This window comes from Spirosoma horti (assembly GCF_054776595.1).
The window spans coordinates 347526-370589 of sequence record NZ_BAAHBQ010000005.1 but is presented as its reverse complement, the minus strand read 5'-3'; the positions used below and the strand labels follow the sequence as shown (position 1 = coordinate 370589).

At 50.3% G+C, this 23064-nt stretch carries 19 protein-coding genes; 7 read left to right on the top strand and 12 right to left on the bottom strand.

What is annotated here, in order from left to right; genetic code table 11:
- Positions 1-32: 32 nt before the first annotated feature.
- The 4 genes from ACYVAM_RS16590 to ACYVAM_RS16575 form a co-directional block, all read right to left on the bottom strand.
- Positions 33-614 carry a pseudouridine synthase gene (locus ACYVAM_RS16590; protein ID WP_461068921.1) on the bottom strand — a complete coding sequence of 194 codons (582 nt, stop codon included), beginning with the start codon at positions 612-614 and terminating at the stop codon, positions 33-35.
- Between the two features lie 45 nt (positions 615-659).
- Positions 660-1424, bottom strand: coding sequence for an exodeoxyribonuclease III (locus ACYVAM_RS16585; protein ID WP_461068919.1), 765 nt, complete (start codon positions 1422-1424; stop codon positions 660-662).
- 25 nt (positions 1425-1449) lie between these two features.
- Positions 1450-1629 carry a hypothetical protein gene (locus ACYVAM_RS16580; RefSeq protein ID WP_461068917.1) on the bottom strand — a complete coding sequence of 60 codons (180 nt, stop codon included), beginning with the start codon at positions 1627-1629 and terminating at the stop codon, positions 1450-1452.
- Between the two features lie 251 nt (positions 1630-1880).
- On the bottom strand, positions 1881-3101 hold the full coding sequence (locus ACYVAM_RS16575; RefSeq protein WP_461068915.1) for a nucleoside permease: 1221 nt from the start codon (positions 3099-3101) through the stop codon (positions 1881-1883).
- Between the two features lie 187 nt (positions 3102-3288).
- On the opposite strand from ACYVAM_RS16575, the gene ACYVAM_RS16570 reads away from it, so the two are divergent.
- On the top strand, positions 3289-4008 hold the full coding sequence (locus ACYVAM_RS16570) for a DUF4292 domain-containing protein (protein ID WP_461068913.1): 720 nt from the start codon (positions 3289-3291) through the stop codon (positions 4006-4008).
- A gap of 184 nt (positions 4009-4192) precedes the next feature.
- A complete protein-coding gene (locus ACYVAM_RS16565) occupies positions 4193-6403 on the top strand; it encodes a M28 family peptidase (RefSeq protein WP_461068911.1) in 2211 nt (736 codons plus the stop codon).
- Positions 6404-6523: 120 nt separating this feature from the next.
- On the opposite strand, the gene ACYVAM_RS16560 is transcribed toward ACYVAM_RS16565, so the two are convergent.
- From ACYVAM_RS16560 to ACYVAM_RS16550, 3 genes are all read right to left on the bottom strand, one after another.
- Positions 6524-7027 (bottom strand): Rad52/Rad22 family DNA repair protein, encoded by a 504-nt coding sequence (locus ACYVAM_RS16560; RefSeq protein WP_461068909.1) that lies wholly within the window; start codon positions 7025-7027, stop codon positions 6524-6526.
- Between the two features lie 31 nt (positions 7028-7058).
- Entirely contained in the window at positions 7059-9719 is a 2661-nt protein-coding gene (gene mutS, locus ACYVAM_RS16555; protein ID WP_461068907.1) for a DNA mismatch repair protein MutS, read from the bottom strand.
- A 341-nt stretch (positions 9720-10060) separates the two neighbouring features.
- Positions 10061-10255 carry a hypothetical protein gene (locus ACYVAM_RS16550; protein ID WP_461068905.1) on the bottom strand — a complete coding sequence of 65 codons (195 nt, stop codon included), beginning with the start codon at positions 10253-10255 and terminating at the stop codon, positions 10061-10063.
- A gap of 207 nt (positions 10256-10462) precedes the next feature.
- Here ACYVAM_RS16550 and ACYVAM_RS16545 point away from each other — a divergent pair, with 207 nt between their 5' ends.
- The 3 genes from ACYVAM_RS16545 to ACYVAM_RS16535 all read left to right on the top strand — a co-directional run bounded on the left by ACYVAM_RS16545 (position 10463) and on the right by ACYVAM_RS16535 (position 12643).
- Positions 10463-10993, top strand: a complete 531-nt coding sequence (locus ACYVAM_RS16545) for an RNA methyltransferase (RefSeq protein WP_461068903.1) — start codon at positions 10463-10465, stop codon at positions 10991-10993.
- A 74-nt stretch (positions 10994-11067) separates the two neighbouring features.
- Entirely contained in the window at positions 11068-11544 is a 477-nt protein-coding gene (locus ACYVAM_RS16540) for a hypothetical protein (RefSeq protein WP_461068901.1), read from the top strand.
- A 190-nt stretch (positions 11545-11734) separates the two neighbouring features.
- Entirely contained in the window at positions 11735-12643 is a 909-nt protein-coding gene (locus ACYVAM_RS16535; RefSeq protein ID WP_461068899.1) for a sensor histidine kinase, read from the top strand.
- A 97-nt stretch (positions 12644-12740) separates the two neighbouring features.
- Here ACYVAM_RS16535 and ACYVAM_RS16530 read toward each other — a convergent pair whose 3' ends face one another.
- From ACYVAM_RS16530 to ACYVAM_RS16520, 3 genes are all read right to left on the bottom strand, one after another.
- Positions 12741-16508 carry a PVC-type heme-binding CxxCH protein gene (locus tag ACYVAM_RS16530; RefSeq protein ID WP_461068897.1) on the bottom strand — a complete coding sequence of 1256 codons (3768 nt, stop codon included), beginning with the start codon at positions 16506-16508 and terminating at the stop codon, positions 12741-12743.
- Between the two features lie 33 nt (positions 16509-16541).
- The gene (locus ACYVAM_RS16525) at positions 16542-17654 is read right to left on the bottom strand and encodes a Gfo/Idh/MocA family protein (protein ID WP_461068895.1); all 1113 of its coding nucleotides are present in this window, start codon (positions 17652-17654) and stop codon (positions 16542-16544) included.
- Positions 17655-17729: 75 nt separating this feature from the next.
- Complete coding sequence (locus ACYVAM_RS16520) at positions 17730-18620, bottom strand: sugar phosphate isomerase/epimerase family protein (protein WP_461068893.1); 891 nt, start codon at positions 18618-18620, stop codon at positions 17730-17732.
- Positions 18621-18755: 135 nt separating this feature from the next.
- Between ACYVAM_RS16520 and ACYVAM_RS16515 the strand changes: the two genes are divergently transcribed.
- Positions 18756-19628 (top strand): AraC family transcriptional regulator, encoded by an 873-nt coding sequence (locus tag ACYVAM_RS16515; protein ID WP_461068891.1) that lies wholly within the window; start codon positions 18756-18758, stop codon positions 19626-19628.
- A gap of 51 nt (positions 19629-19679) precedes the next feature.
- Here the strand turns inward: ACYVAM_RS16515 and ACYVAM_RS16510 are convergent, their stop codons facing one another.
- Together ACYVAM_RS16510 and radA are read right to left on the bottom strand one after the other, a co-directional pair.
- The gene (locus ACYVAM_RS16510; RefSeq protein ID WP_461068889.1) at positions 19680-20573 is read right to left on the bottom strand and encodes an alpha/beta fold hydrolase; all 894 of its coding nucleotides are present in this window, start codon (positions 20571-20573) and stop codon (positions 19680-19682) included.
- Positions 20574-20691: 118 nt separating this feature from the next.
- Positions 20692-22077 (bottom strand): DNA repair protein RadA, encoded by a 1386-nt coding sequence (gene radA, locus ACYVAM_RS16505; RefSeq protein WP_461068887.1) that lies wholly within the window; start codon positions 22075-22077, stop codon positions 20692-20694.
- A 239-nt stretch (positions 22078-22316) separates the two neighbouring features.
- Here radA and ACYVAM_RS16500 point away from each other — a divergent pair, with 239 nt between their 5' ends.
- The gene (locus tag ACYVAM_RS16500) at positions 22317-22991 is read left to right on the top strand and encodes a porin family protein (RefSeq protein ID WP_461068885.1); all 675 of its coding nucleotides are present in this window, start codon (positions 22317-22319) and stop codon (positions 22989-22991) included.
- The last annotated feature ends 73 nt before the right edge of the window (positions 22992-23064 follow it).

Here is a 23064-nt window from a genome sequence, read left to right as displayed (position 1 = left end):
TTTATTTCGCTCAACCGGACAGGATGTCCAGGTTACTTTAAGCGCAAGCCCTGTAACACTTCTACCCGGCTAAGTTCGCGCACCTGGCCGGGCACCATACCGTCGGCCGTGAGACTTTCGATAGCCCAGCGCACCAGTCGTAGGGTGGGAAAACCTACGGCAGCTGTCATTTTTCGTACCTGCCGGTTCTTGCCTTCATGGAGGGAAATGGATACCCACGAGGTTGGAATGGCGGCCCGGAAACGAATTGGCGGATTCCGTTCGGGCAGCTCTGGCAGATCAATACCAACAGCCGTAGCAGGCAATGTGTGGTACGGTTTTCCATCTACCGAGATCGTGACGCCTTCCGACAATTGCTGGCAGGCCTTATCCGTCAACGCCCCGTCAACCTGCACGTAATAAGTCCGGTTGTGTTTGAACTTCGGGTTCAGTAGGCGATGGTTCAGCTGTTTATCGTTTGTCAGCAGCAACAGCCCTTCACTATCGGCATCGAGTCGACCAACCGGATAGACGTCGGTGGGGAAATCAAAATTCAGATCGGCCAGCGTCTGCTTATCCCCTTCCCGGCTAAACTGGGACAGCATGAGGTAGGGTTTGTAAATGAGAAAATACATTGTTAAAAGAGCAAAAGAGTGGAAAAGCGGGTATCGTTAATTCACTCATTCGCTCATTGATAACCACACCGGGCAATGATCGGCGTGGACGGCGTCGGGTAGCATGGTGCAGTCTATGAGCTGGTCGCGCAGGTTATCGGTTAGGGACGCATAATCAATACGCCAGCCTTTGTTGCTGGTCCGGGCACCGGCCCGGTAACTCCACCAGCTATACGCTACCTCACCGGGGTGTTTGTAACGGAAGCCATCCGTCATACCGCTGCCAAACCAGGCATCCATCCAGGCACGCTCTTCGGGCAAAAAACCCGTCGTGTGCTTGTTCCGAACCGGGTCGTGAATGTCAATGGCGGTGTGCGCAATGTTGTAATCGCCGACGACGATCAGCTTCGGCCGTTCTTTCCGCAATTTCTGTACATACTCGTAAAAATCGCGCAGAAACTCCATTTTAACGCCCTGCCTGACTTCGCCGGTCGTACCGGATGGGAAATAGCAATTGAGCAAGGTCAGATCGCCGAAATCGGTCCGCAGAATACGGCCTTCGCAGTCATAGACGGGCAGACCGCAACCTAGGACGACATTAGTCGGGGCAATTTTCGAAAACGTCGCTACGCCCGAATAGCCTTTCTTCTCGGCCGCATGCCAATGATATTGGTAGCCTAACTGCTCAAAAACGGATAGGTCGACAACATCCGTTGTGGCTTTGACTTCCTGGAAGCAAAGGATATCGAATTGATGCTCAGCCAGCCAGTCGATCAAGCCGTTGCGAATAGCCGCACGAATACCGTTTATGTTGTAGGAAATGAGTTGCATATAAAAAATGGGAAAGGAGGCCGGTTTACTCGGGTGAGCTATCCTGTTTTTTTACCTCCTCAATGATCTCGTCGATCATCAGAATATCGTTTAAATCTCTCGTCCGACGGGCCAGTACTTTGGTTTCCCGAAGGTCATTAATGTGCAGGAAATAAATATCATCAGCCACGACGAAGTCCAAGAACTCCGGATTTTCTACATCCATGGTGGCCTCATAAGTGTGATACGTTTAGGCAATTTTGGCGGTTCACCCGTTAAGCCAAAATACATTCTACGTAGCTTGATGAACACCCGCCACCGCTCCTCGGGTGTCATAGCAACCTGCTCCCGTATCTGATCCTCATGGGGCCATTCAGGTCCGTATAGAATGTAATCCGCCGTTTCTTTTTCATACTGTACGGTTATAGACGATGCATACGACCAGTTACGTTGGTCGTATGCATTGTGTCCATTCACTTACAAACTTCCCGGAACCAGCTCGTCTTTGGTTGTCTCAATCCGTTTCTTATCCGTGAACAACAATACAAATACGATCAGGACAGCAGCCGCAATACCTGCCGGTACCAGCCAGAAATAGGTCCAGTTGACACTATCTCCCGTTCTGAACATATCTTTCACAATCCCGGAGAGATACGACCCGATTCCCATGCCAATGCCGTAAGTAGCCAGTGAAATCAGTCCCTGCGCTGATGACTTTATCTTTTCACCCGCTTTATTGTCAGTATAAATCTGGCCCGTTACGAAGAAGAAATCGTAACAAACTCCATGTAGAATAATGGCCAGGAATAACATCCATTCACGGGAGCCACCATCGCCGTAGCCAAAACAAATGAAGCGGATAATCCAGGCGACCAAGCCGACGAGTAGCATTTTTTTAACGCCCAATCGAGTGTATGCCAGTGGAATGAGCAACATGAAAATTACTTCCGATGCCTGTCCCAGCGACATTTTATTTTCAACGTTCTGCATCCCCCCATCCGTAAGCGACGGATTAGCCATGGCATAATAGAAAGACAGCGGAATGCAGATCAACACAGACGACAGGAAGAAGATGGCGAACGAACGATCCTTAAATAGCTTGAATGCATCCAGCCCTAAAATCTGAGAAACCGATGTTGACGTTGTGGCTTTAGGTGGTGTATCCGGCAGAAAGAAAGAGAAAATACCCAGCACAATCGCAGAATACATTGACAGTTGAAAAATTGTGACTTTATCACCAAAGCCGTAATATCCGACAATGTTGGTAACAACAATCCAGGAGACCGTGCCTAACACACGTATACCCGGAAACTCTTTTTCCGGACTGGTCATTTGCTGCATTGCGATGGATGATGTCAAAGCCAGCGTTGGGGCAAACGTTAAGCAATAGACCAATAGCACCCAGAAAAATTGATCGGCATCATTCACTTGAATGAGATAAAACAAAATAACTGCTCCCAACAGGTTGAGTACGCCCAGAACTTTCTGAGCCGCAAAATAACGGTCGGCGATCATTCCCACGAAGAAAGGGGCAATGAGCATAGCAATAGAAAAAGTCGCAAAAGCGGCTCCCTGTTGTGTGCCAGTAGCATGAAGTTGCGTTTCAAGATATTTCGTTACTTGACCGTACCAGGCCCCCCAGACAAAAAACTGGAGGAACATCATGATAGAAAGCTTGACGCGGGTCGTTGACAGCATCGTAGAGTAGGTAGTTAAGTTTTAAGCCGATGAAGGTAACGAACGCCCGTCAGCCCTGCAAGCCAACCAGCTCCGAAAATTGCCAATTGACTAGAAATGAATTCGACTGTTTCAACTATCATGGCCCCTACCGACGTTTTATATGTAGGTTCAGTATCTTTACAAACTATATGACTAATCTCTTTGTATGAAAAAGCAACTCATTAATCTTGTGGCCCTTTTGGCCATTCCAGCCCTATCCTTTGCGCAGACTGCCACCGAAGTAATCGACAAAAACATTGCTGCCTTAGGGGGCGCCGATAAAGTGGCCGCCGTAAAAACCGTTCAATTCGACCAGGGCATGAACATCATGGGTATGGACATGACCGCTAAAACAACGACTATTGTTGGCCAGTCGTCCCGTACGGATATATCGGCAATGGGGCAGCAAATCACGCAGGTCGTTGACGGAGATAAAGGTTGGGCGATCAACCCTATGTCGGGTGGCTCCGGAGCACAGGCATTACCCGAGGATCAGGTCAAGATTCAGAAAGGCAACACTTATATTATTGGCACGGAACTAGCTACGGCGAAGGACAAAAAGTATCCGGTCGAACTGGTCGGTAAGGAAAAACTGAACGACAAAGATGTGTTCAATCTGAAAGTGACAAGACCCGAAGGCGTAGTCAATTACTACGTCGATGCGACTACGTTCCAATTGGCGGGAAGTAAGGCAACCGTTAGTGTACAGGGCCAAAGCGGTGAGGTCAAATCGCAGTACGGTAATTACAAAACGATCGACGGACTGACATTACCCTCTACGATCGAACTCAGCAACCCTGCCATGCCGGGCCCCATAACCATGACCTTATCTAACATGGTGTTCAACCCTAAAATTGATTCCTCCATTTTTGCGATGCCAAAGTAATGGAACCTAGCGCCAATAAAAGGGGTGGAAAGCCATTATTTTTTGCCTAAAGAATGGGCGTTCATTTATATTTCTCCAGGAGACGCCTATTGGCGTCTCTTTTTTTGTACCCATTATTCGTTTGCCTTTTCAAAATATAACCGTAGTAAATAGCGATATTTGAGAAATAGACAATCTGATTCTTATGCAAAAACCCTCTTTACTCAAAATCACTTATGGGACGCTTGCTATGCTATTTGGCGTGGTAGCGGCTCGTGCTCAATCGAGTCCGGCCCTTAGCGGCTTTGCCCCTGCCCGACAGGCAGCTCAAGTTAAGCTCGAAACGGAGTTCAAAGCCAAACAATCATCGGCCGCGTTTAAAAATCACCTCGAAAAACTAAGTAGCGTACCCCACCTGACCGGCTCGGTCGAGAATGAGCATGTCCGCGACTACATTGCCGAAACCATGCGTAAGGCGGGCTGGCAGGTAGACATCTACCCGCACGATGTATTATTACCCAAAGGCCCCGGTGAGATAGCCGTCGAACTGGTCGAACCCATTCGTCAGCCGCTTAATATTCGGGAATTTCTCTTTAAAGAGGATAAATACAGCAGTGACCCACGCCTGACGCCCGGCTATAATGCCTGGTCGGGTTCGGGCGATGCCACCGCTGAGGTCGTGTATGCCAACTACGGCCGAAAGGAAGATTTCGAGCAACTGAAAGCCATGGGCATTTCGGTCAAGGGCAAGATCGTGCTGGCTCGCTATGGCGGCAATTTTCGGGGTTATAAAGCGCAGTTTGCGCAGGCAGATGGGGCCGTAGGCGTCATCATTTTTACTGACCCAGCCGATAGCGGCTACATGCGGGGCCTTACCTTTCCCGAAGGTCCTTACTACAGCGAAAGTGTGATTCAGCGGGGTTCTCTGCTGACGACACCTTACACCGGCGACCCGCTCACTCCTGGTGAAGCCGCTTTGCCAATGGATGCCAAGAACACGCCTAAACGGCTTGATCAAAACGCCGTTGGTCTGCACAAAATCCCCGTAACGCCCCTCCCCTATGGCTCAGCCACCGAAATCCTGAAGCGGATGGCGGGCGTACGACCCGTTCCGGCGGGCTGGCAGGGCGGCCTACCCTACACATACCGGCTCGAAGGCGGCCCCGCCCTGAAAGTGCGGTTAATGGTGAAACAGGAAAAAACGATTCAACGAATTTATCAGGTGGTGGGTACATTAACAGGTTCTGAATTCCCGGACGAGTGGATCATTGCCGGTTGCCACTATGACGCCTGGTCGTATGGCGCCACAGACCCAAATTCGGGCACAGCGATGTTGCTCAGCATGACCGAAACAATGGGCAAACTGGCCAAAGCCGGACAGCGGCCCCGGCGCACCATTAAAGTGTGCTATTGGGATGCCGAAGAGCCGGGGGTAATCGGTTCGGCCGAGTGGAGCGAACAGTTTCGCGATGAACTCTCGCAGAAGGCTGTTGCGTATATGAATTATGACGCAGCCGTGTCGGGGCGGACGTTTGGCGCGAGCGCATCGCCTTCCATGAAGAAGCTCATCATTGAAGCCACGCAGTCGGTTCAATATCCGGACTCAAACAAGACGGTTTACCAGCACTGGATGGGTCATAAAGCCGCCGGAAACCCGACTCGTGTAACGGGTTCATCGGCTCCGGCGCTGGTGGTCGGTGAGCCAACCATTGGTAATCTCGGTGGCGGTTCAGACCATATTGCACCGTATATGCACATCGGCATTCCGTCCTTGAGCGCGGGTATGGAGGGACCAACGCTTTATCACTCGCAGTACGACGATCTGTATTTCTATGATAAATTCGCCGATCCAACTTATAAAATGGGACCGATGATGGAACAGGTTGTCGGCACCATGACCATGCGGTTGGCCAATGCCGACCTGGTGCCGTATGACCTGGCCCGTTACCCGACCGATCTGGCCGTTCACCTGAAAGCCGCCGAAAAAGCCATTCAGGCATATGCGCCAACCTACTCGATTAACCCACTGCTCAATGCAGTTGCCGATATGAAAAAGAATGCCGACGCCTGCGAACTGGCCCGGCAGAACTACCTGCAAAGCGGTCGCACGGATAAACTGGTGGAGTTAAATAAGGAATTACGCTTGTTGGAGCGTTCATTCATCGATCCAAAAGGAAATGCCTTTGGCGGCTGGTATAAATCACTTTACGCATCGTCGGACCCGAATAGTGGCTATGCCTCCTGGATGCTGCCGGGCCTGCTTTACGAAGCTTCGCTGAAATCGACGGCGAACCTGCCCGATCTGGAGGCCCGTTACAAAAAAGCAATTCAGACACTGAGCGATAAGTTGCTCGTTATTTCCCAGGGCCTGGGAGGTGGAAACGCCCCCGCTGCGATTGGGAGTGGTAATAAGTAAGGGTTTACGGTTGCTGGCGCGCGACAATGATACGTTTGTGGTTGCTGACGCGAAAGTGGCCCGTGAGGACACGGGCCACTTTCGCGTCAGCAACCACAAACGGTAAACCACACATTAATTCTACACCGCTTTTGCCGCTGGTTTGGCGTGTTCGGGTTTGAGCACCACGACATCACGCACAGCACCACCCGAATTGATTTTCTCGACCATTTTATCCAACAAAGGCGTAGCCCAATTGGGGATATACTTGTCCGTTGTTTCAATCATTACTTTCGGGAAATCGTACAACGCCCGACCCAGCCCGAACTGCACGGCACAGCGTTTCATGGCATCACTGATGCCGCCTTTAACGGGTTCAACGCTGGTGCGGCTGGCCCCGTCCGTTTTCCGAACAATTTCTCCACCCGGCAAAATGGCCGTGATGGTGCACAGGAAGCCGCCATCAATTTCCTTGATTTCATTCTGCCAGCCCGCCCAGCCAAACTGGTCATCAAATCGCTGCATGACGCAACGATTGGTGATGTACGGCACGACGATGATCTTCTGACCATCTTTTGTTTGGCTTTGCACACGCCATTCAATTTCCTGTACCGTTAGCGGAGCAGTTAATGCTTTAAGTTCCATGTTCAGTTAATTGTTGTTTACTTGAGTTTACTTACTCTGCCATTTTAAGCAGTTCATTCAGTTTCAATAAGGCTTCAATGGGCGTCAGGCGATTGACGTCGATGGCGCGTAGTTTCTCCTTGATCGCTTCGGATTTTGGATCGCCGGACTCGATAATCCGCAGGGCCAGTTCCCGCTCCTGAGGCACAGCCTCCCGGATTTTTTCCCGGTTATTCTCCCGCTGGTGCGACGACTCCAGCTGCTTCAGGATCTCATTGGCCCGGCTAACGATCTGAGCGGGCATACCGGCCATCTGGGCTACGTGAATGCCAAAGCTATGTTCCGAGCCGCCTTCTTTCAGTTTACGCAGGAAAATTACTTTGTTGCCCAGTTCTTTCACGGACACATTATAATTCTTGATGCGCGGGTTATCCGTTGCCAAATCATTTAATTCGTGATAGTGCGTGGCAAACAGCGTCTTCGGGCGGCAATCTGTTTTGTTATGCAGGTATTCGGTAATGGACCAGGCAATCGAAACGCCATCGTACGTACTCGTACCACGCCCGATCTCGTCCATCAGAATCAGGCTCCGTTCGCTCAGGTTGTTCAGAATACTGGCCGTTTCGGTCATTTCGACCATAAACGTACTTTCGCCCCGTGAGAGGTTATCCGAAGCGCCTACGCGCGTAAAAATCTTGTCGACCAGCCCCAGTTCAGCCACCGATGCGGGCACAAAACTACCCGACTGCGCCATCAAAACAATCAGAGCCGTTTGCCGCAACAGGGCCGATTTCCCGGCCATATTGGGCCCGGTAATGATGATGATCTGCTGGGTTTCGTCGTCCAGGTAAATATCATTGGGAATATAAGGCTCGCCGGGGGGCAACTGTTGCTCAATTACGGGGTGCCTTCCGTCTTTGATATTCAGCACTTTGCTTTCGTTGATCGACGGGCGTACATATTTGTTCTTTACCGCAACCCGGCCAAACGAGGCCAGCACATCCAGCACCGACAGCACGCGGGCATTCTGCTGAATGGCGCCTACATATTCGCCGGCGGCAATCACCATTTCGTTGAACATCCGGGCTTCGATCTGGAAAATCTGTTCCTCAGCATTCAGAATTTTATCTTCGTATTCTTTGAGTTCTGGCGTGATGTAACGTTCGGCATTGACCAGCGTTTGCTTCCGGATCCACTCCTCAGGTACGCGGCTTTTGTGCGCGTGGGTCACCTCCAGGTAATACCCAAATACTTTGTTATACGCTATTTTGAGTGAGCTTATGCCCGTCCGCTGTACTTCCCGCTCCTGCAATTGCAGCAGGTAATCTTTCCCCGAATAGGCAATGGCCGTCAGTTCATCCAACTCGGCGTTAATGCCCGGCTTGATTATACCGCCCTGGTTGGACAGGGTCGGTGGATCTTCCCGCAGTTCGGTTTCAATTCGATCGAGGAGGAACGAAACCGGATTCAACTGATCGGCGTACTTTTTGAGAGAACCTGCATGTAGCCCGGTCGATTCATTCTGGCTCAGCGCCGTAATCAATAATTCTTTGATCGGCAATACATGCTGCAACGACCGTTTCAGTTGAAGCAACTCGCGCGGACTTATCCGCCGAACGGCCACTTTCGACACCAGGCGCTCCAGATCACCGATTTGCCGCAGATGATTTACCATCGCATCGGCCAGGTCGATGTCGTTGACCAGAAGTTCAACCATGTTGAGTCGCTCGTCGATCAGAGCTTTCTCCTTGAGCGGCAGATTGAGCCACTTCCGAAGCAGCCGGGCACCCATTGGCGTAACGGTCTGGTCGAGAATCTGAATCAACGGAATTCCCCCCTCCTGCTGGGCAACCGTCAGTTCGAGGTTACGGATCGTGAATCGATCCAGCCAAACATACCGGTCTTCTTCGAGCCGGGTTACGCGGGTTATGTGCTGAAGGTCCTTGTGCTCCGTCTCGTTCAGGTAATGCAAAATGACACCGGCTGCGATGATGCCATCAGGCAACCCGTCGATACCAAAGCCTTTGAGGGAAGTAGTCTGAAAATGCTGCTTTAGAAAGTTGTAGCCGAAGTCATACGTAAACGCCCAGTCTTCGAGCGTATAGGTGTGGAATTTATCGCCAAACAGGTTGCCGAACTCCTGCCGGTTGCGCTTGCAATAAAGCACTTCCGACGGATTGAAGCTTTGCAATAGCTTATCGACGTAGGCTGCATTCCCCTGCGATGCCAGAAATTCACCCGTTGAAATATCCAGGAATGAGATCCCGAAGGTATCATCTGTCTTGCCAAAATGGACGGCAGCCAGGTAATTATTACGCCGGGTATCGAGCACATTGTCATTGAACGACACACCGGGCGTTACCAATTCGGTAACCCCGCGCCGAACGATTCCTTTAGCTACCGACGGATCTTCCAGCTGATCACAAATGGCAACGCGTTCGCCCGCCCGAACGAGTTTAGGCAGGTGCGTATCAAGGGAGTGATGGGGAAAGCCAGCCAGTTCTTCATTCGACCCACCATTGTTACGTTTAGTCAGCGTAATACCTAGAATCTTGCTGGCCCGAACGGCATCCTCACCGAAGGTTTCGTAGAAATCACCGACCCGAAAAAGCAGCAGCGCGCCGGGGTATTTGGCTTTAATCTGATTGTATTGACGGTTGAGGGGCGTTTCGTTTTTCTTGACTTGTGGCTTTGCTGCGGTGGCTGATTTCACTGATTTTTGTTGGATTGTCGTAAACAAAAATAGTGATTTTTCAGGGGAAAAGCGAGACAGGAAGCAAAGAGATAAGGCAATTATCGCTGACTAACTATGCCTATAGCCAGTGTTTATCCTGTCTAAAATTCAGTCTGACATAATACGGTGATAGCCGCCAAAGGCATCTTAGGGAGCGACACCTTGTAGTAATGCTAAAAACTTCTGAAGGCGAATAGCCGTTAACGAAGGAAAACTGATTCTCTCAAAAATGGCATAATCCCTATCATTGCTGATAAGATAATCGGCGTTCACACGAATAGCAAAATCTGAAAACTTATTGTTATCCGGATCACTCTCAATCAACTCCCACCGGTAGAAAGGCTCAGCAAAAATTGGTTCGGAGCTACAGCTAATGTGTGAAGGACAAGATGGGTTGTCTGGGCTATCGGGAAGTTGTCATCGACCAGCATCCTGTTAAAGTCATCTTCAATATAGCCTTTTTCCTCTACGGCGCGGCTTACCTCTTCCTTAAGTTGGCTTGAAAAATGATTCATTAACAAGCGACGCACTTCTAATGTCTGCGGCTAATTCAACCCCTGATCAAATAAACGTAGTAAGCTGATTTGTAAGTCCGTCAACTTACCAGCATGGGCATTTGCAGATACCGATAGTTCAGCTAATTATAGATCACTATTATCAAAACTAACTATTTTCGAGCTTCTTCCGTTCTTTACGGCCTAGTTTCCATTTAACGCTACCCAATGCCCCCTCGCAAACTCGCTCTCGACGAACTCAACCGCCTGTCGGTTGCTGACTTTAAAGACGTTGAAAAATTCCCGTACTGCCTCATTTTAGATGACATCCGAAGCCTGAACAATGTGGGATCGGTCTTTCGAACGGCCGATGCGTTTCGTGCTCAGAAACTTTACCTCGGTGGCATTACGGGGCAACCACCCCACCGTGATATTACCAAGACGGCGCTTGGTGCCACGGAGTCTGTTGCCTGGCAACATGTCCCCGATGTTGTAACACTTGTCAAACAACTCCAGGCTGATGGCTGGCTTATTGCGGCTGTGGAGCAGGCCGAAGGCAGTACATCACTGACTGATTTTGTTCCTGAGCCAAACAAACCCTATGCGTTTGTGTTGGGTAATGAGGTAACGGGCGTTCAGGAGGAGATTGTCCAACTGGCTGATCTGGTGCTCGAAATCCCCCAGTTTGGCACCAAGCATTCGCTGAATATTGCCGTTACAGCCGGAATCGTTTGTTGGGATTTCCTCCAGAAAATGTAACAAAAACTTAACATTGAGCTTTAGATTGTCATAAAAAAACCGTATTTATTTGTAAATTTTTTCTTTCAAGTCAAATGGCAAACAAAACTGCAAAAACCAAGCACAAATCTCTGGCGTCCGATATCGCCAGTACGATTGAAACCAAACTCAGCGAAGCGGGTGAGGCTACCAAAAAAATGAAGAAATCCATCGAGAAATCGGCGGACAAACTAGCCAAAAAACTAGCTAAACTGATGCAGAAGGCCGAGAAAAAGGTCGCTAAGCCAGTTAAGTCGAGCGAAAAGAAATTAAAAAAAGAAGCGTCTAAAGCAAAAAAGAACGCTCAAAAGGCCGAGAAAAACGCCAAGCGTACCGCCAAGAAAGCCGTTGCGTTGGTTTCTGAAGCAGTCGACACCGCAACGAAAGCACCTGCTCCTAAACCAACTTCCCGCCCAGCACGTACCCAATCGACGGCCGCAAAACCAGCAGCCCCAAAAACAACCCGCCCCGCATCTGCTAAAGCGACCAGTACGGTTGCTGCACCCGTAGCAGCTTCGGAAGAAAATTCCTAGCCCCATTCAGTACGATCACGATTTGTTGAATGCCCGCTTTTCGCGGGCATTTTTGTTGTAGCCTATTATTTTTATAGGCATTTTAGTGTGACATTTACAAGGAGACCTCGTCTACTATAGGCTATATCTGCTTTTGATAATAGTCCTTACTTAATCCTGACTAGACGATTAATCTAATTAAGACGGCTTTATGCCTTATCGTTCAACTGCCGTTCCTTTATCAATCTTCGCTCTTGTATTGATACTTCTGGCTGGCTGGCTGTTTAAAAACTGGCTGGCACTGTCAACGACCGATCCCGCAGGAAATCCATCATCCGAATGGCTTATCCTGTTTGGCCTGGTCTTAACGCTACAGACACTGGCAGGCTATGGATTATGGTGGTGGTTGCGCAGACGGCAGCGATCCGTCATACAAACGGAAGTTTTGCATTCAATTGTTCACGAATTCCAGACGCCTATTGCCGCCATTCGAATGGCCACCGATATCCTGGACTCTCCCATTGCCCGCAATCAGCCCGAGCGAACCGAAAAATACGTGCGCATTATCCGGGAAGAAACCGAGCGGCTACAACACCAGGTTGAAACGATGCTGACACTGGCTCGCGCTGACCGCAATACGCTAACGCTCAACCTGGAGCCAATCCAGCTTCATCAACTTCTTCACTCAGTGGCCGAACGCCATGGCGAATACCTGACGCTAAGATTACTTGACGCCGATTCATACATTATGGCCGACCGGTTTCATCTAACGAATGTCCTGTACAACCTGCTCGACAATGCCGTAAAATACAGTTCAGATCAGCCCCGGATCATGATCCGGACCCGAGCCGACCACGATGGCCTGACTATTGCTGTCCGCGATGAAGGAGTTGGCATTCCAGCGAAGTTGATCACCCAGATTTTTCAGCCCTTTTTCCGGGTTCATGACCGGAATCAGGCCAGTGTCAAAGGCTTCGGATTAGGACTAAGTTATGTGCAGCGAATTATTCAATCGCATAACTGGACAGTCTGGGTAAAAAGTGAACAGGGAAAAGGCAGCGAATTTATCATTCAAATCCCTCCATCATCCATTTTACCCCACCCTCCGGCACTCGCCTGAAACGGTCGGCGGCACCCGGATGACAGACCTATAAAAAGGCAACGGGCAGCTATCTCTCGATAGCTGCCCGTTGCCTTTTTAAGCAATGCGGATTGTTTTATTTAGCGCTTATTCCCACTGATGCTTTTGTCACTTTCATGACACCATTCATCATCCGCCAGTGGCCTGGGAAGGTACATACAAATGGGTAATCACCGGGCGTAGCAGGTGCCGTGAATTTAAGCCGGTATGTCTGGTCCGGGTTCACCAACGGCGTAGCGGCAATGACCTGCGTTATAGAAGGAACATAGTTCTTTTCTGCACCGTCTTTGGCCATAATCAGCTTATCGGCAGCGGCTCCAATAATCTCCATGCTCTTTTGTTTGCCAATGACCAGATTATGCTGCATGGCATCGGGATTTTCCAAAACGATTTCGACTTGTTTGCCGGCTGTTACCGTAAACTCTTTCTTATCGAAGCGCATTTCTTCACGAACCGTTTTCATCCGAACGACTTCTACGTTGGGGTCAACGGGTTCGCTTTTGGTTAAGCCCCATACTTCATACAGGCGGCCCAGCCGTTCGCGGTTATCGGTTGACACGGTATTACTCAGGCTGGCCAGAAACGTCTTGTCTGCGTCACGAACCTGAGCCGTCTGCTTCATGTTCCAGCCGTCCAGAACACCTTTCATAATGGCTTCGCCCTGAGCAGACCCCAGTTTCTGGCTTTGCCGCAGCAGAGCAACAACCGAGTCAATCGGGGCTACGGAAGCATAGCTGCGCGTGGCCCGTTCCAGTGCATAAGCACTCAGGCTTTGTGGAGCGCGGTAGGTAAGCGTATGAGTAGCGTTATTATTTTGTTCGTTGCTTTCAGCAATGGCGTTCTCCCGATCCAGCATAACGGAGATCGTATAGTCGCCAGCCCGCTCGAACAACACACCCATGTCGCCAACCCAGGGGCCGTTATTCGACTTGCTGATGGTTACCGTTTCACCGGGTTTGATACCGGTATCGTGCGTTACGCTCACAAAATTGATCTTGGCACCTTCCAGATCGCCTTTCGGGCCTTCAATTCGAACGGACATTGGAATAACGGTTCCGGCCGGAATGGCAACGCCCCCAGCGTTGGTAACGTCTACAAAAATACGGGCTCCTTCCCGAACCGATGGCGACTCGGGTGTTGTCCGAATGGCCGCTACCGTTAAGTCTGGCTGATTACCTGTGGGCGTTACGGCAGCTCGCTGCTCGGGCGCATTAGGGCCGTGCCCCTTGGCCGAATGGCTGCTCATGTCGTGGGCAGGCTTTGGTTGAGACGGCGCGTTCAGGGCCAGTTGTCCCATGTACTTTTTCATGAGTTGGCCATTCTGTCCTGTCAACGCACAAGCGAAGGCATCGGGCAACCAGCGATCATTTGTCTCCGTGGCTTTATCAAGACGGGCAAGAATAGCCTTTTCGGTCGCATCACTTTGTGGTGAATCAGACAGAGCCAGTACCGTATTGAGCACCACCAGCGGTTCTTTATCGTTCAGCAAATCCGCCCTCAACAACGTACTAGCCGTTTCCTGCGTGTGTGGCAATACCTGGATGGCCGTTTTACGAACGCCCGCATCCTGGTGTTTCAGGGCTGCGGTAGCCGCCTGCGTCGCGGCACTGTTCGAGCCATCCAGGGCACCTAACCCTTGCAGAGTCCATAGCGCATGAATAGCGGCCGGATTGATACCAATTTCATCTACGGACTGATCATTCACCAGCGCAATGAGTTGGGGCACTACGTCTTTATTATTCCGGTCGATCAGCAACCGCTGCGCCGTTGTCCGCCAGAACATATTTGTGTTTTTCAGAGCAGCCACCAGGTCCGACGGGCGATCCTTGCTTAGGGCCATTGGCGTATAAACTGGTGCATTTTTATACCCGACGCGGTAGATCCGACCATGCGTAAAATCACGGAGGGGTGTGTCATACGCATTACCCGAACCATTGCTAGCCCCTTTGGGTGTTGGGTTATGCTGAATAATGAAACTATACCAGTCAACGACCCAAACGGCACCATCAGGCCCAACTTCGGCAAAAACGGGCGCAAACCACTCATCGGCACCCGCCACCAGGTTAAAGCCTTCCGCATCTTCGAAATTAGTGCCCGTTTTCTGCATCACGTTCTGGTGCAGGATGTGGCCCGTCGGTTCAGCGACGAAAGCAATTTTGTTCCAGTACTTTTTCGGGAAAGCGCGGGCCGTATAAAAGTTATGTCCGGCAGCAGCCGTGAAGCCCCCAAATACATCCACCTGACGTACTTTTTCGGTAATGGGCTTCATGTCTTTATGCGTATCCGTACTGCGGCTGCCGTTTTCGCGAATGTGAGGGGCACCATGGTAGTACCGGTTCGGAATGGCCATATACCAGCCATGCGAGTTGTTGGCCGTTGACCCAAAAATATCGCCCGTTTCCGAGAAACCCAGACCCCAGGTATTGTTCGACGTACTGGTCACGTATTCAAGTTTAGAGCCATCAGGCTTGAAGCGGAAAAATCCCTGCGAGAACTTGACGCTGTCGGCCCCGACCTTACCCTTAAAGCCTGCATACCCTACGCTACCCCAAATCCAGTTATCGAATCCATAATGTAAATTACTTGGCCCGGCATGGGTGTCGTACGTACCAAAACCCGTGAAAACGATCTTCTTCACATCGGCCTTATCATCGCCGTTGGTATCCTGCAAAAACAACATATGCGGTGCCTGCGACACATACAGCCCACCATTACCAAAAGCCATCCCGGTTGGAATGCTCAGCCCTTCCGCGAAGTTGGTGAACTTATCGGCCTTACCATCTTTGTCGGTGTCTTCGCAAATAACAATGTAATCGGAGCCGCCTTCGGGCTTGCGCTCGTTGGGATAATCTTTTGTAACCAGCGCATACAGCCGACCACGTTCATCCCAGGCCATGGCAATCGGGTGCATTACGTTGGGCTCGTGGGCAAACAAATCGAGCGTAAAATCCACCGGCACCTGAAGGTGTTTCATCGACTCTTCCGGCGAAAGCGGCTTCTGTTGCAACTGTGGGCCAGGGCGTTTTTCGTAGTTCGGCAGTTTCGCTTCATTATAAGCGAAGGGTTGTGGCTTCAGATCATCGTGGCTCTTTTTTACATTGTCGCCTACCGCCCACAAAATACCGCGCTCCAGCAACTGCTGAAATCCGGGCTGGCTCCAGGTGCGTTCATCATGGCCATAGGCGGTGTAGAACACACGTCCTTTGCCATACTGCCGTGTCCAGGTATAGGGTTCTTCCTTGACGCCCGGCTTATCCGAAGCCTGATCGGCTTTGATGTCCCGAACGGCCAATACGTTGTTATCGGCCTGCAAATGGCTATGTAGATACGTTTCGTCGTAGGCCTTGAATGAAGGCAAACCCGCTACGATTGGGTTGTTGGGCTGCGTAAAATGGGTTTGGATGGTATCCATCTTATGCCGCCAGAACTGACCGCCCACAACCTTGTCGACGTATTCCGTCGAATTACGAAAACAGTACGACGCACAGTGAACGGGAATTAGCCCTTTCCCCGAGGCCACATAATCGAGCAACGCTTTTTCCTGTGGCTTCCCGATGCTGTCCCAGTTGGCAAAAATCAGCAGACCGTCGTACTTGTTGAGGTTGTCGGCATTCAGATCCTCTAATTTGTCTGTATACGTAATGTTGATGCCCTTACTACCCAGCGCGGCCATCAATTGCGGTACCCGCTCGATGGGTCGGTGGTGACCGTTGTCGCCAAGGAACAGGATTTCCGTCCGGCGCGGCTTTAGCAGGTCCTGCCGACTAGCGGTTTGCGTCGCCGTTTGGCGGGCACATTGGGCAAGAACCAGCACTACCCCAATTGCTGTGAGTATCTTTTTCATAGCTTCTATTATAACCGGCCGATGAGGCCGGTACTACATCGTGTAATCAGGTAACTTAATTAATGCTCCACCCTGTAAAGCGGACTCGTGGGCCAGAATACCCACACTCGTCCAGTTGGCCGACTGCGCTGCATTTGGAAATGGGTCACGGTCTTCAATAATGGCCGATACAAACTCATGCACCATGTGCGGGTGTGAGCCACCATGCCCGCCCCCCTGTGTAAACGATAGATGTTGCTGTTCGTCAGCATCATACACGCCTTTGGTCGTGAAGCCAGCAATTTCGGCAGGCAGCAACCGGGCGTAATCAGGTACGGTAACTTTCTCGGGAATTTCCGGCTCCGGCTTTTTAGCGGTGTGAATAACGGGTTGCTCATCTTCGATCAACTGCCACTCAAACGACTTTTTGTCCCCATACACTTCAAAACTTTCCCGGTATTGCCGGGCCACGTCGAACAGCGACCGATAGACATAAGCCGACAAATCGCTGTTCTTGAATTTAATATGGGCCGACTCGACCGCAAACGGCGAGTTATGGATTTTGGCCAACTCCTCCCGAATCGTACCCGAGCCAAAACAGGACACGTAATCAGCTTCGAGTTTGAGTAAACCCGCTACAGGCCCTACGCAGTGCGTTGCGTAGTGCATAGGAGGCAGACCAGGCCAGTAATCAGGCCATCCATCCATATCCTGCTGATGGCTGGCTTTCAGAAACTGCACTTTCCCCAGCTCCCCTTTCTCATATAACTCTTTGACAAACAGAAACTCGCGACTGTAGACCACGGTCTCCATCATCATGTATTTTTTGCCCGACTCTTTACAGGCTTTCACGATTTCCATACACTCCTCCACGGTCGTTGCCATGGGCACCGTACAGGCCACGTGTTTACCGGCCCGCAAGGCTTTCAGGCTCTGCTCGGCATGGTTAGGAATAGGCGAGTTAATATGGACAGCATCGATTGCTGGGTCGGCCAGCAATTCGTCGTAGTTACTGTAGCGTGCCGAAATGCCATATGCATCGCCAATCTCGTTTAGTTTATCGACGTTGCGCTGACAGATGGCATACATGTTGGCATTAGGATGCCGCTGATAAATGGGAATGAATTCGGCTCCAAATCCGAGTCCGACAATGGCGATATTAATCATTAGTAAAAAGCGAAAGAGTAAATGCGTGAACGAGTGAAAGTAGAAGTGATACCCGACTGCCTGAACAAAATAGAGTTACGACGCGAGCAATTCGCTCGTTCGCTCTTTCATTCCGTTTCGGCGGTCCGATTCGTTCTTTATAAAAGCAAGTCCATCAACAGCCAGTTGCTCGGGCGATTCGAACATAGGCCGAAAAATATGCGTGGCGGCTGCGAGTTCGGGCGGATTCGGACCAAACGCTTCGATGGCAATTGGCCCTTCGTAGTTAATCTCTTTCAACACGCTAAACACATCGTCAAAGTTGACATGGCCCTTGCCGGGTGTAGAACGATCGTTTTCTGAAATCTGTACATGAACCAGATACGGCGCACACGTCCGTAAGGCATCACCCATATTTTTCTCCTCAATATTGGCATGGAAAGTGTCGAAGGCAGCCCGGCAGTTTGGGTGATCGACGGCCTCTATATACCGCACCAGATCGTCGGCGCAGGTGAGCAGGTACGTTTCAAAGCGGTTCAGGTATTCGGCGGCCAGGATAACATTCTGCGACTGGGCATATTCGGCTACCTCGCGCATGCTGGTCACCGACCAGTTCCATTCGTCGGTCGTCGCGGGCTTTCCCGTAAACACATTGAAGCCCGCGTAAAAAGGCCCCATTAGAATTTGCGCACCCACCAGGGCACAGCAGTCAATGACTTGCTTCAGATGCGTTATGCCGGCCTGGCGAACCGATGCGTCGGGACTGATCAGATTATGTTCCGGACCACAAAGCGTACAGGCCTGAACGGCCAATCCCACTTCGCTTAACTGTTGGCCAATGCGCATCCATTTCTCGATGTTGCCCGGTGTGTTGATTGGAATTTCGACAAAATCGAACCCACTCCTTTTCAGGAACGCGAATGTTCCAGTCAATTCTTCGTCCATTGACATTGTCCAGACGAACATATTCATTCCTACCTTATTCATATTCGTTCCATAAAAAATCAAACAAATATAAATAGTCCTTATCTTCGCCGTTTAGCCTTAATTGGCTAATTCCAACTCTATTTTTGCATACATTGCAAATATTGACCGTAATTTGTGTTAAAAACCAACTATTGAATGAAACAGCCTCTTCGTAAAGATCTTGAACCTGTCGCGGCTTCATTCATTGTCAAAAAATTAGTGGAGCCCCACTTTGACCCTAACTGGCACTTCCACCCGCAATACCAGTTGTTCTTGGTGGAGGAAGGTACAGGAACTCGCTTTATCGGGGACTCCATCAAACCATTTGGCCCTGGCGATCTGGTTTTTCTGGGCCCAAACCTGCCGCATCTCTGGCGAAGTGACCAGATTTACTTTGATCGCCAGTCAGAATTGAAAACCCGGGGCATTGTCGTTTACTTTACGGAAGATTTTCTGGGCAACGATTTTTTTGCCAAGCAGGAAATGGCACCGATTCGTCAGTTGCTCGATCAGGCACGGCAGGGTCTTGAGTGGACGAAACATACACGCAGCCGGGCTGAAACGGCCCTTCGTCATTTAACTACCCAGGCTGTTGGTTTTGATCGGGTACTCAGCCTGCTAGCGTTGTTAAATGACCTTTCCCGGGCCACCGACTACCGGTTTTTAACCAGTCCGGGGTATACGAACACGGTGAAGCCCACCGAAACCGATCGAATGCAGCTCGTGCATGACTATGTTCTGGGGCATTTTCCGGATGACCTCAGCCTGGACACCATTGCCGATCTGGCGGGTATGACATCGCCAGCTTTCTGCCGGTACTTTAAAACACGGGCCAACAAAACCTTTTCTGAGTTTGTCTCTGAGGTGCGCATTGGGCATGCCTGTAAATTACTGATGGATGGAAAGCTGAACATTACGCAGATCAGCTTTGAGAGTGGCTTTCGAACGCTGTCGAACTTCAACCGACAGTTCAAGGATATTACTGGCCAGACGCCATCGGCCTACGTGAAAACCTACCGGCAATTATAAAAAAACAGCCTGCCCTTTTAAAAGGCAGGCTGTTTTTCATAAAAACTAGGCTTAGTACAACGTGGTTGATCCAACCGACTCGTGCACAACGACGCCTTCCTGAATAAAAGCAAGCAGGTCGGCCGTTAAGCGATCTTTCTCCGTCATGAACAGGCCGTGGGGAGCTCCATCATAAACAATATATTGCGCGTTTGGCAACGCATTGGCAGTCCGTTCGCCCGATGCTTCGATGGGTACCGTTTTGTCGGAATCACCATGAATAACCAGCGCTGGCACTTGAATCTGCGCTAAATCATCCCGAAAATCTGTGGCCGAGAATGACTTGGCGCATTCGAGCGTAGCTTTGTGAGAAGCCACATAAGCGCGGGCAAAGTCACCATCCAGGTGAGCCTGGCTAACAGGCTGACTGAGCAAACTAACCCCATAAAACTGCTTGCTGAATGTTTGCAGAAAGGCCGCCCGGTCTTTCTGAATATTCTCGGCCATTTCATCGAATACATCCTGATCAACACCGTCCGGATTGTCATCTGTTTTGAGCAGATAAGGCGTTACTGCACTCACGAAGGCTACTTTGGCAACCCGGGCACCACCGTAACGACTCATGTAACGGGCCACTTCGCCCCCGCCCATCGAGAAACCCACTAACGTTACATTCTGCAGGTTCAGCTCGTCGAGAACCGCTTTCAGATCATCGGCCAGCGTGTCGTAATCATAGCCGTCCCAGGTCTGGGTCGACTTTCCAAAGCCCCGACGATCATAAGCAACCACCCGAAGGCCATGTGCGGGCAATTCGGCCAATTGATAGTCCCACATTTCGTGGCTCAACGGCCAGCCGTGTATTAATACAACAGTTGACCCGGCAGCGCCGGTACTGGTTCCTAAATCCTGATAAAAGAGTTTAATATCATTCCCGGATGCATCCGTTCCTGCTTTAATGTAGCTCATAACGTAAGGTTTCTTTTAGTTGAGTTATTCTATTCAGCAGATAGAACTGTAATGACAGGGAATAGTTAAAAAGAAAGTTCTATTTCTCACGTTTTCGTTGAGTAGACTGTGTTGATGTTCACATGAGTACGCCCTGAAATACTTCGTCCAGACGCGATACAGGCTTGATATTTATTTTGTACCCTTTAGTGTCCAGCCCTTTTAAATTATACTTCGAGATGAACATCTGCTTGAACCCCAGCTTCTCGGCTTCAGCAATGCGGGACTCGATGCGACTTACGGCACGCACCTCGCCCCCCAACCCGATCTCGGCTGCAAAGGCCACCGAGGGTGGAATCGCAATGTCTTCATAACTAGATACAATAGCCGCACAAACAGCCAGATCGATGGCAGGATCTTCAACCCGTAAGCCACCGGCAATGTTGAGGAATACATCCTGCTGACCAAGCCGAAAGCCACCGCGTTTTTCCAGAACGGCTAGCAGCATGTTCAAGCGCTTGGCGTCGAACCCAGTGCTGCTGCGCTGTGGCGTGCCATACGTAGCGACGCTTACCAGCGCCTGGCTCTCGATCATCAGCGGTCGGTTTCCTTCCAGCATAGACCCGATGGTAACGCCACTCAGGGCTTCGTCGCGCTGGGAGATCAGAATCTCAGACGGGTTCGTGACCTGCCGAAGCCCGCTGCCTAGCATTTCATAAATGCCCAGTTCATCAGTGCTCCCAAACCGGTTTTTGTTGGTCCGTAAAATCCGGTAAGTCGTATGGCGGTCTCCTTCAAAGGTCAGTACCGTATCAACCATATGCTCCAGCACTTTCGGGCCCGCCAGCGTTCCTTCTTTGGTAATATGGCCAATCATAAACACCGGCACGCCACTTTCTTTGGCATATTTCATGAACTCGGCCGCACATTCACGTACCTGCGACACGCTCCCCGCTCCGGACTCCACCAGCGACGACTGCATGGTTTGAATGGAGTCTATAATCAGAATTTCGGGCTCAAAATGTTCGGCTACCCGAAAGATATTCTGCGTTGACGTTTCGGTCATCACGTGGCAATCGCTGGTGGGAGCATCCAGCCGTTCGGCCCGCATCTTGATCTGCTGTTCGCTTTCTTCACCCGATACGTACAGAACACGCATGCCCGACAGGCTAAGGGCAATTTGCAGCAACAGAGTCGACTTGCCGATACCCGGCTCACCGCCAATCAGGACCAGTGACCCGGCCACGATGCCGCCCCCCAATACACGATTCAGTTCGCTATCGACAGTATAAATTCGTGGTTGTTCTTCGTAATTGATCGCGTGAAGTGCTTTCGGTTTAGCCGCTACTTTCAGCCCACCCGGACCGGACGATGGACTGCGCCAGCCGCCTTTTTCGGGCTCGTCTTTCTGAACGACTTCCTCAACAATACTATTCCACTCGCCACAGGACGGACAGCGCCCCATCCATTTTCCAGACTGGTGCCCACAATTTTGACAGAAAAAAGTAGTTTTTAATTTGGCCATTTGGTGCTATATAACTTGTCGACGAACCGCCTTGACAACACTTGTTTATAATGAAATTACAGGGCCTATTAAACCCTTTTAACGCGAGATAATCCAACTGGCAGACATCGCTTAAAGGACTCATTTTACCCTGGTTGCCCGGCACTGATAGAACGCCGTTCGCTCGAAATTAGTTGGTGTCTCGTACCGTCCATGCTCAATTATCGTTTACTAACAAGTACATTATTCTACCAACAAGAATGAAAAAAATCCTGCTTTTCGCATCACTCACAATTCTGCCTGCTCTGTCGTTTGCTCAGGGTGGTTTTCAAATTGGCATCAAAGGCGGTGTCAATCTTTCCAAGCTAAGCTTTGGCAATTTCATTAACACAAGCGCGAATCCCAATGGCTCACCAAACGTAAGTGTTGATGGCCAGACCTTTCGAAATAACCTAAGTGATAGCTTTAACAGCAAAACAGGTACGTCATTTGGTATTTATGCCCGCTTTGGCAAAAACCTGTTTATTCAACCTGAATTACTTTACTCGACCCGTGCGGGACAATTCAGCGTTATTCGAAATGGACAGACAGAAACCGCTACGTTGACAACGACCAGTTTCGATGTGCCCCTTTTATTGGGTATTAAAGGCGGACCTATTCGGGTGATGGCTGGTCCGGTCGTTTCGTTCCGGATCGACGATAATCAGAAGTTAGGGCAAGCGTTGAGCCAATACACAAATGGCAGTCTGAATGATGCCTGGTCCAAAGCCTATTACGGGTATCAGGTAGGCGGAGGTCTTGATCTGGGATCCTTTGGCCTCGATGTGCGGTATGAAGGTAATCTCTCCGATATTGCTCAAATTCAAGATAGCCAGGGTAAATTTAGCCAACGCCTGAAATCATGGCAGGTTACGCTGGCCTACCGGCTGTTTTAATAAACAGTGCTTTTAAAAGGCATACAATAAGGGGCTGATGTGCTACGTAAAACCAGCGCGTCAGCCCCTTATT

Excerpts from the sequence above, each read along its gene's own strand:
- ACYVAM_RS16590 (WP_461068921.1), bottom strand. The coding sequence starts at position 614 with ATGTATTTTCTCATTTACAAACCCTACCTCATGCTGTCCCAGTTTAGC.
- ACYVAM_RS16585 (WP_461068919.1), bottom strand. The coding sequence starts at position 1,424 with ATGCAACTCATTTCCTACAACATAAACGGTATTCGTGCGGCTATTCGC.
- ACYVAM_RS16580 (WP_461068917.1), bottom strand. The coding sequence starts at position 1,629 with ATGGATGTAGAAAATCCGGAGTTCTTGGACTTCGTCGTGGCTGATGAT.
- ACYVAM_RS16575 (WP_461068915.1), bottom strand. The coding sequence starts at position 3,101 with ATGCTGTCAACGACCCGCGTCAAGCTTTCTATCATGATGTTCCTCCAG.
- ACYVAM_RS16570 (WP_461068913.1), top strand. The coding sequence starts at position 3,289 with ATGAAAAAGCAACTCATTAATCTTGTGGCCCTTTTGGCCATTCCAGCC.
- ACYVAM_RS16565 (WP_461068911.1), top strand. The coding sequence starts at position 4,193 with ATGCAAAAACCCTCTTTACTCAAAATCACTTATGGGACGCTTGCTATG.
- ACYVAM_RS16560 (WP_461068909.1), bottom strand. The coding sequence starts at position 7,027 with ATGGAACTTAAAGCATTAACTGCTCCGCTAACGGTACAGGAAATTGAA.
- ACYVAM_RS16550 (WP_461068905.1), bottom strand. The coding sequence starts at position 10,255 with ATGAATCATTTTTCAAGCCAACTTAAGGAAGAGGTAAGCCGCGCCGTA.
- ACYVAM_RS16545 (WP_461068903.1), top strand. The coding sequence starts at position 10,463 with ATGCCCCCTCGCAAACTCGCTCTCGACGAACTCAACCGCCTGTCGGTT.
- ACYVAM_RS16540 (WP_461068901.1), top strand. The coding sequence starts at position 11,068 with ATGGCAAACAAAACTGCAAAAACCAAGCACAAATCTCTGGCGTCCGAT.
- ACYVAM_RS16535 (WP_461068899.1), top strand. The coding sequence starts at position 11,735 with ATGCCTTATCGTTCAACTGCCGTTCCTTTATCAATCTTCGCTCTTGTA.
- ACYVAM_RS16530 (WP_461068897.1), bottom strand. The coding sequence starts at position 16,508 with ATGAAAAAGATACTCACAGCAATTGGGGTAGTGCTGGTTCTTGCCCAA.
- ACYVAM_RS16525 (WP_461068895.1), bottom strand. The coding sequence starts at position 17,654 with ATGATTAATATCGCCATTGTCGGACTCGGATTTGGAGCCGAATTCATT.
- ACYVAM_RS16520 (WP_461068893.1), bottom strand. The coding sequence starts at position 18,620 with ATGAATAAGGTAGGAATGAATATGTTCGTCTGGACAATGTCAATGGAC.
- ACYVAM_RS16515 (WP_461068891.1), top strand. The coding sequence starts at position 18,756 with ATGAAACAGCCTCTTCGTAAAGATCTTGAACCTGTCGCGGCTTCATTC.
- ACYVAM_RS16510 (WP_461068889.1), bottom strand. The coding sequence starts at position 20,573 with ATGAGCTACATTAAAGCAGGAACGGATGCATCCGGGAATGATATTAAA.
- radA (WP_461068887.1), bottom strand. The coding sequence starts at position 22,077 with ATGGCCAAATTAAAAACTACTTTTTTCTGTCAAAATTGTGGGCACCAG.
- ACYVAM_RS16500 (WP_461068885.1), top strand. The coding sequence starts at position 22,317 with ATGAAAAAAATCCTGCTTTTCGCATCACTCACAATTCTGCCTGCTCTG.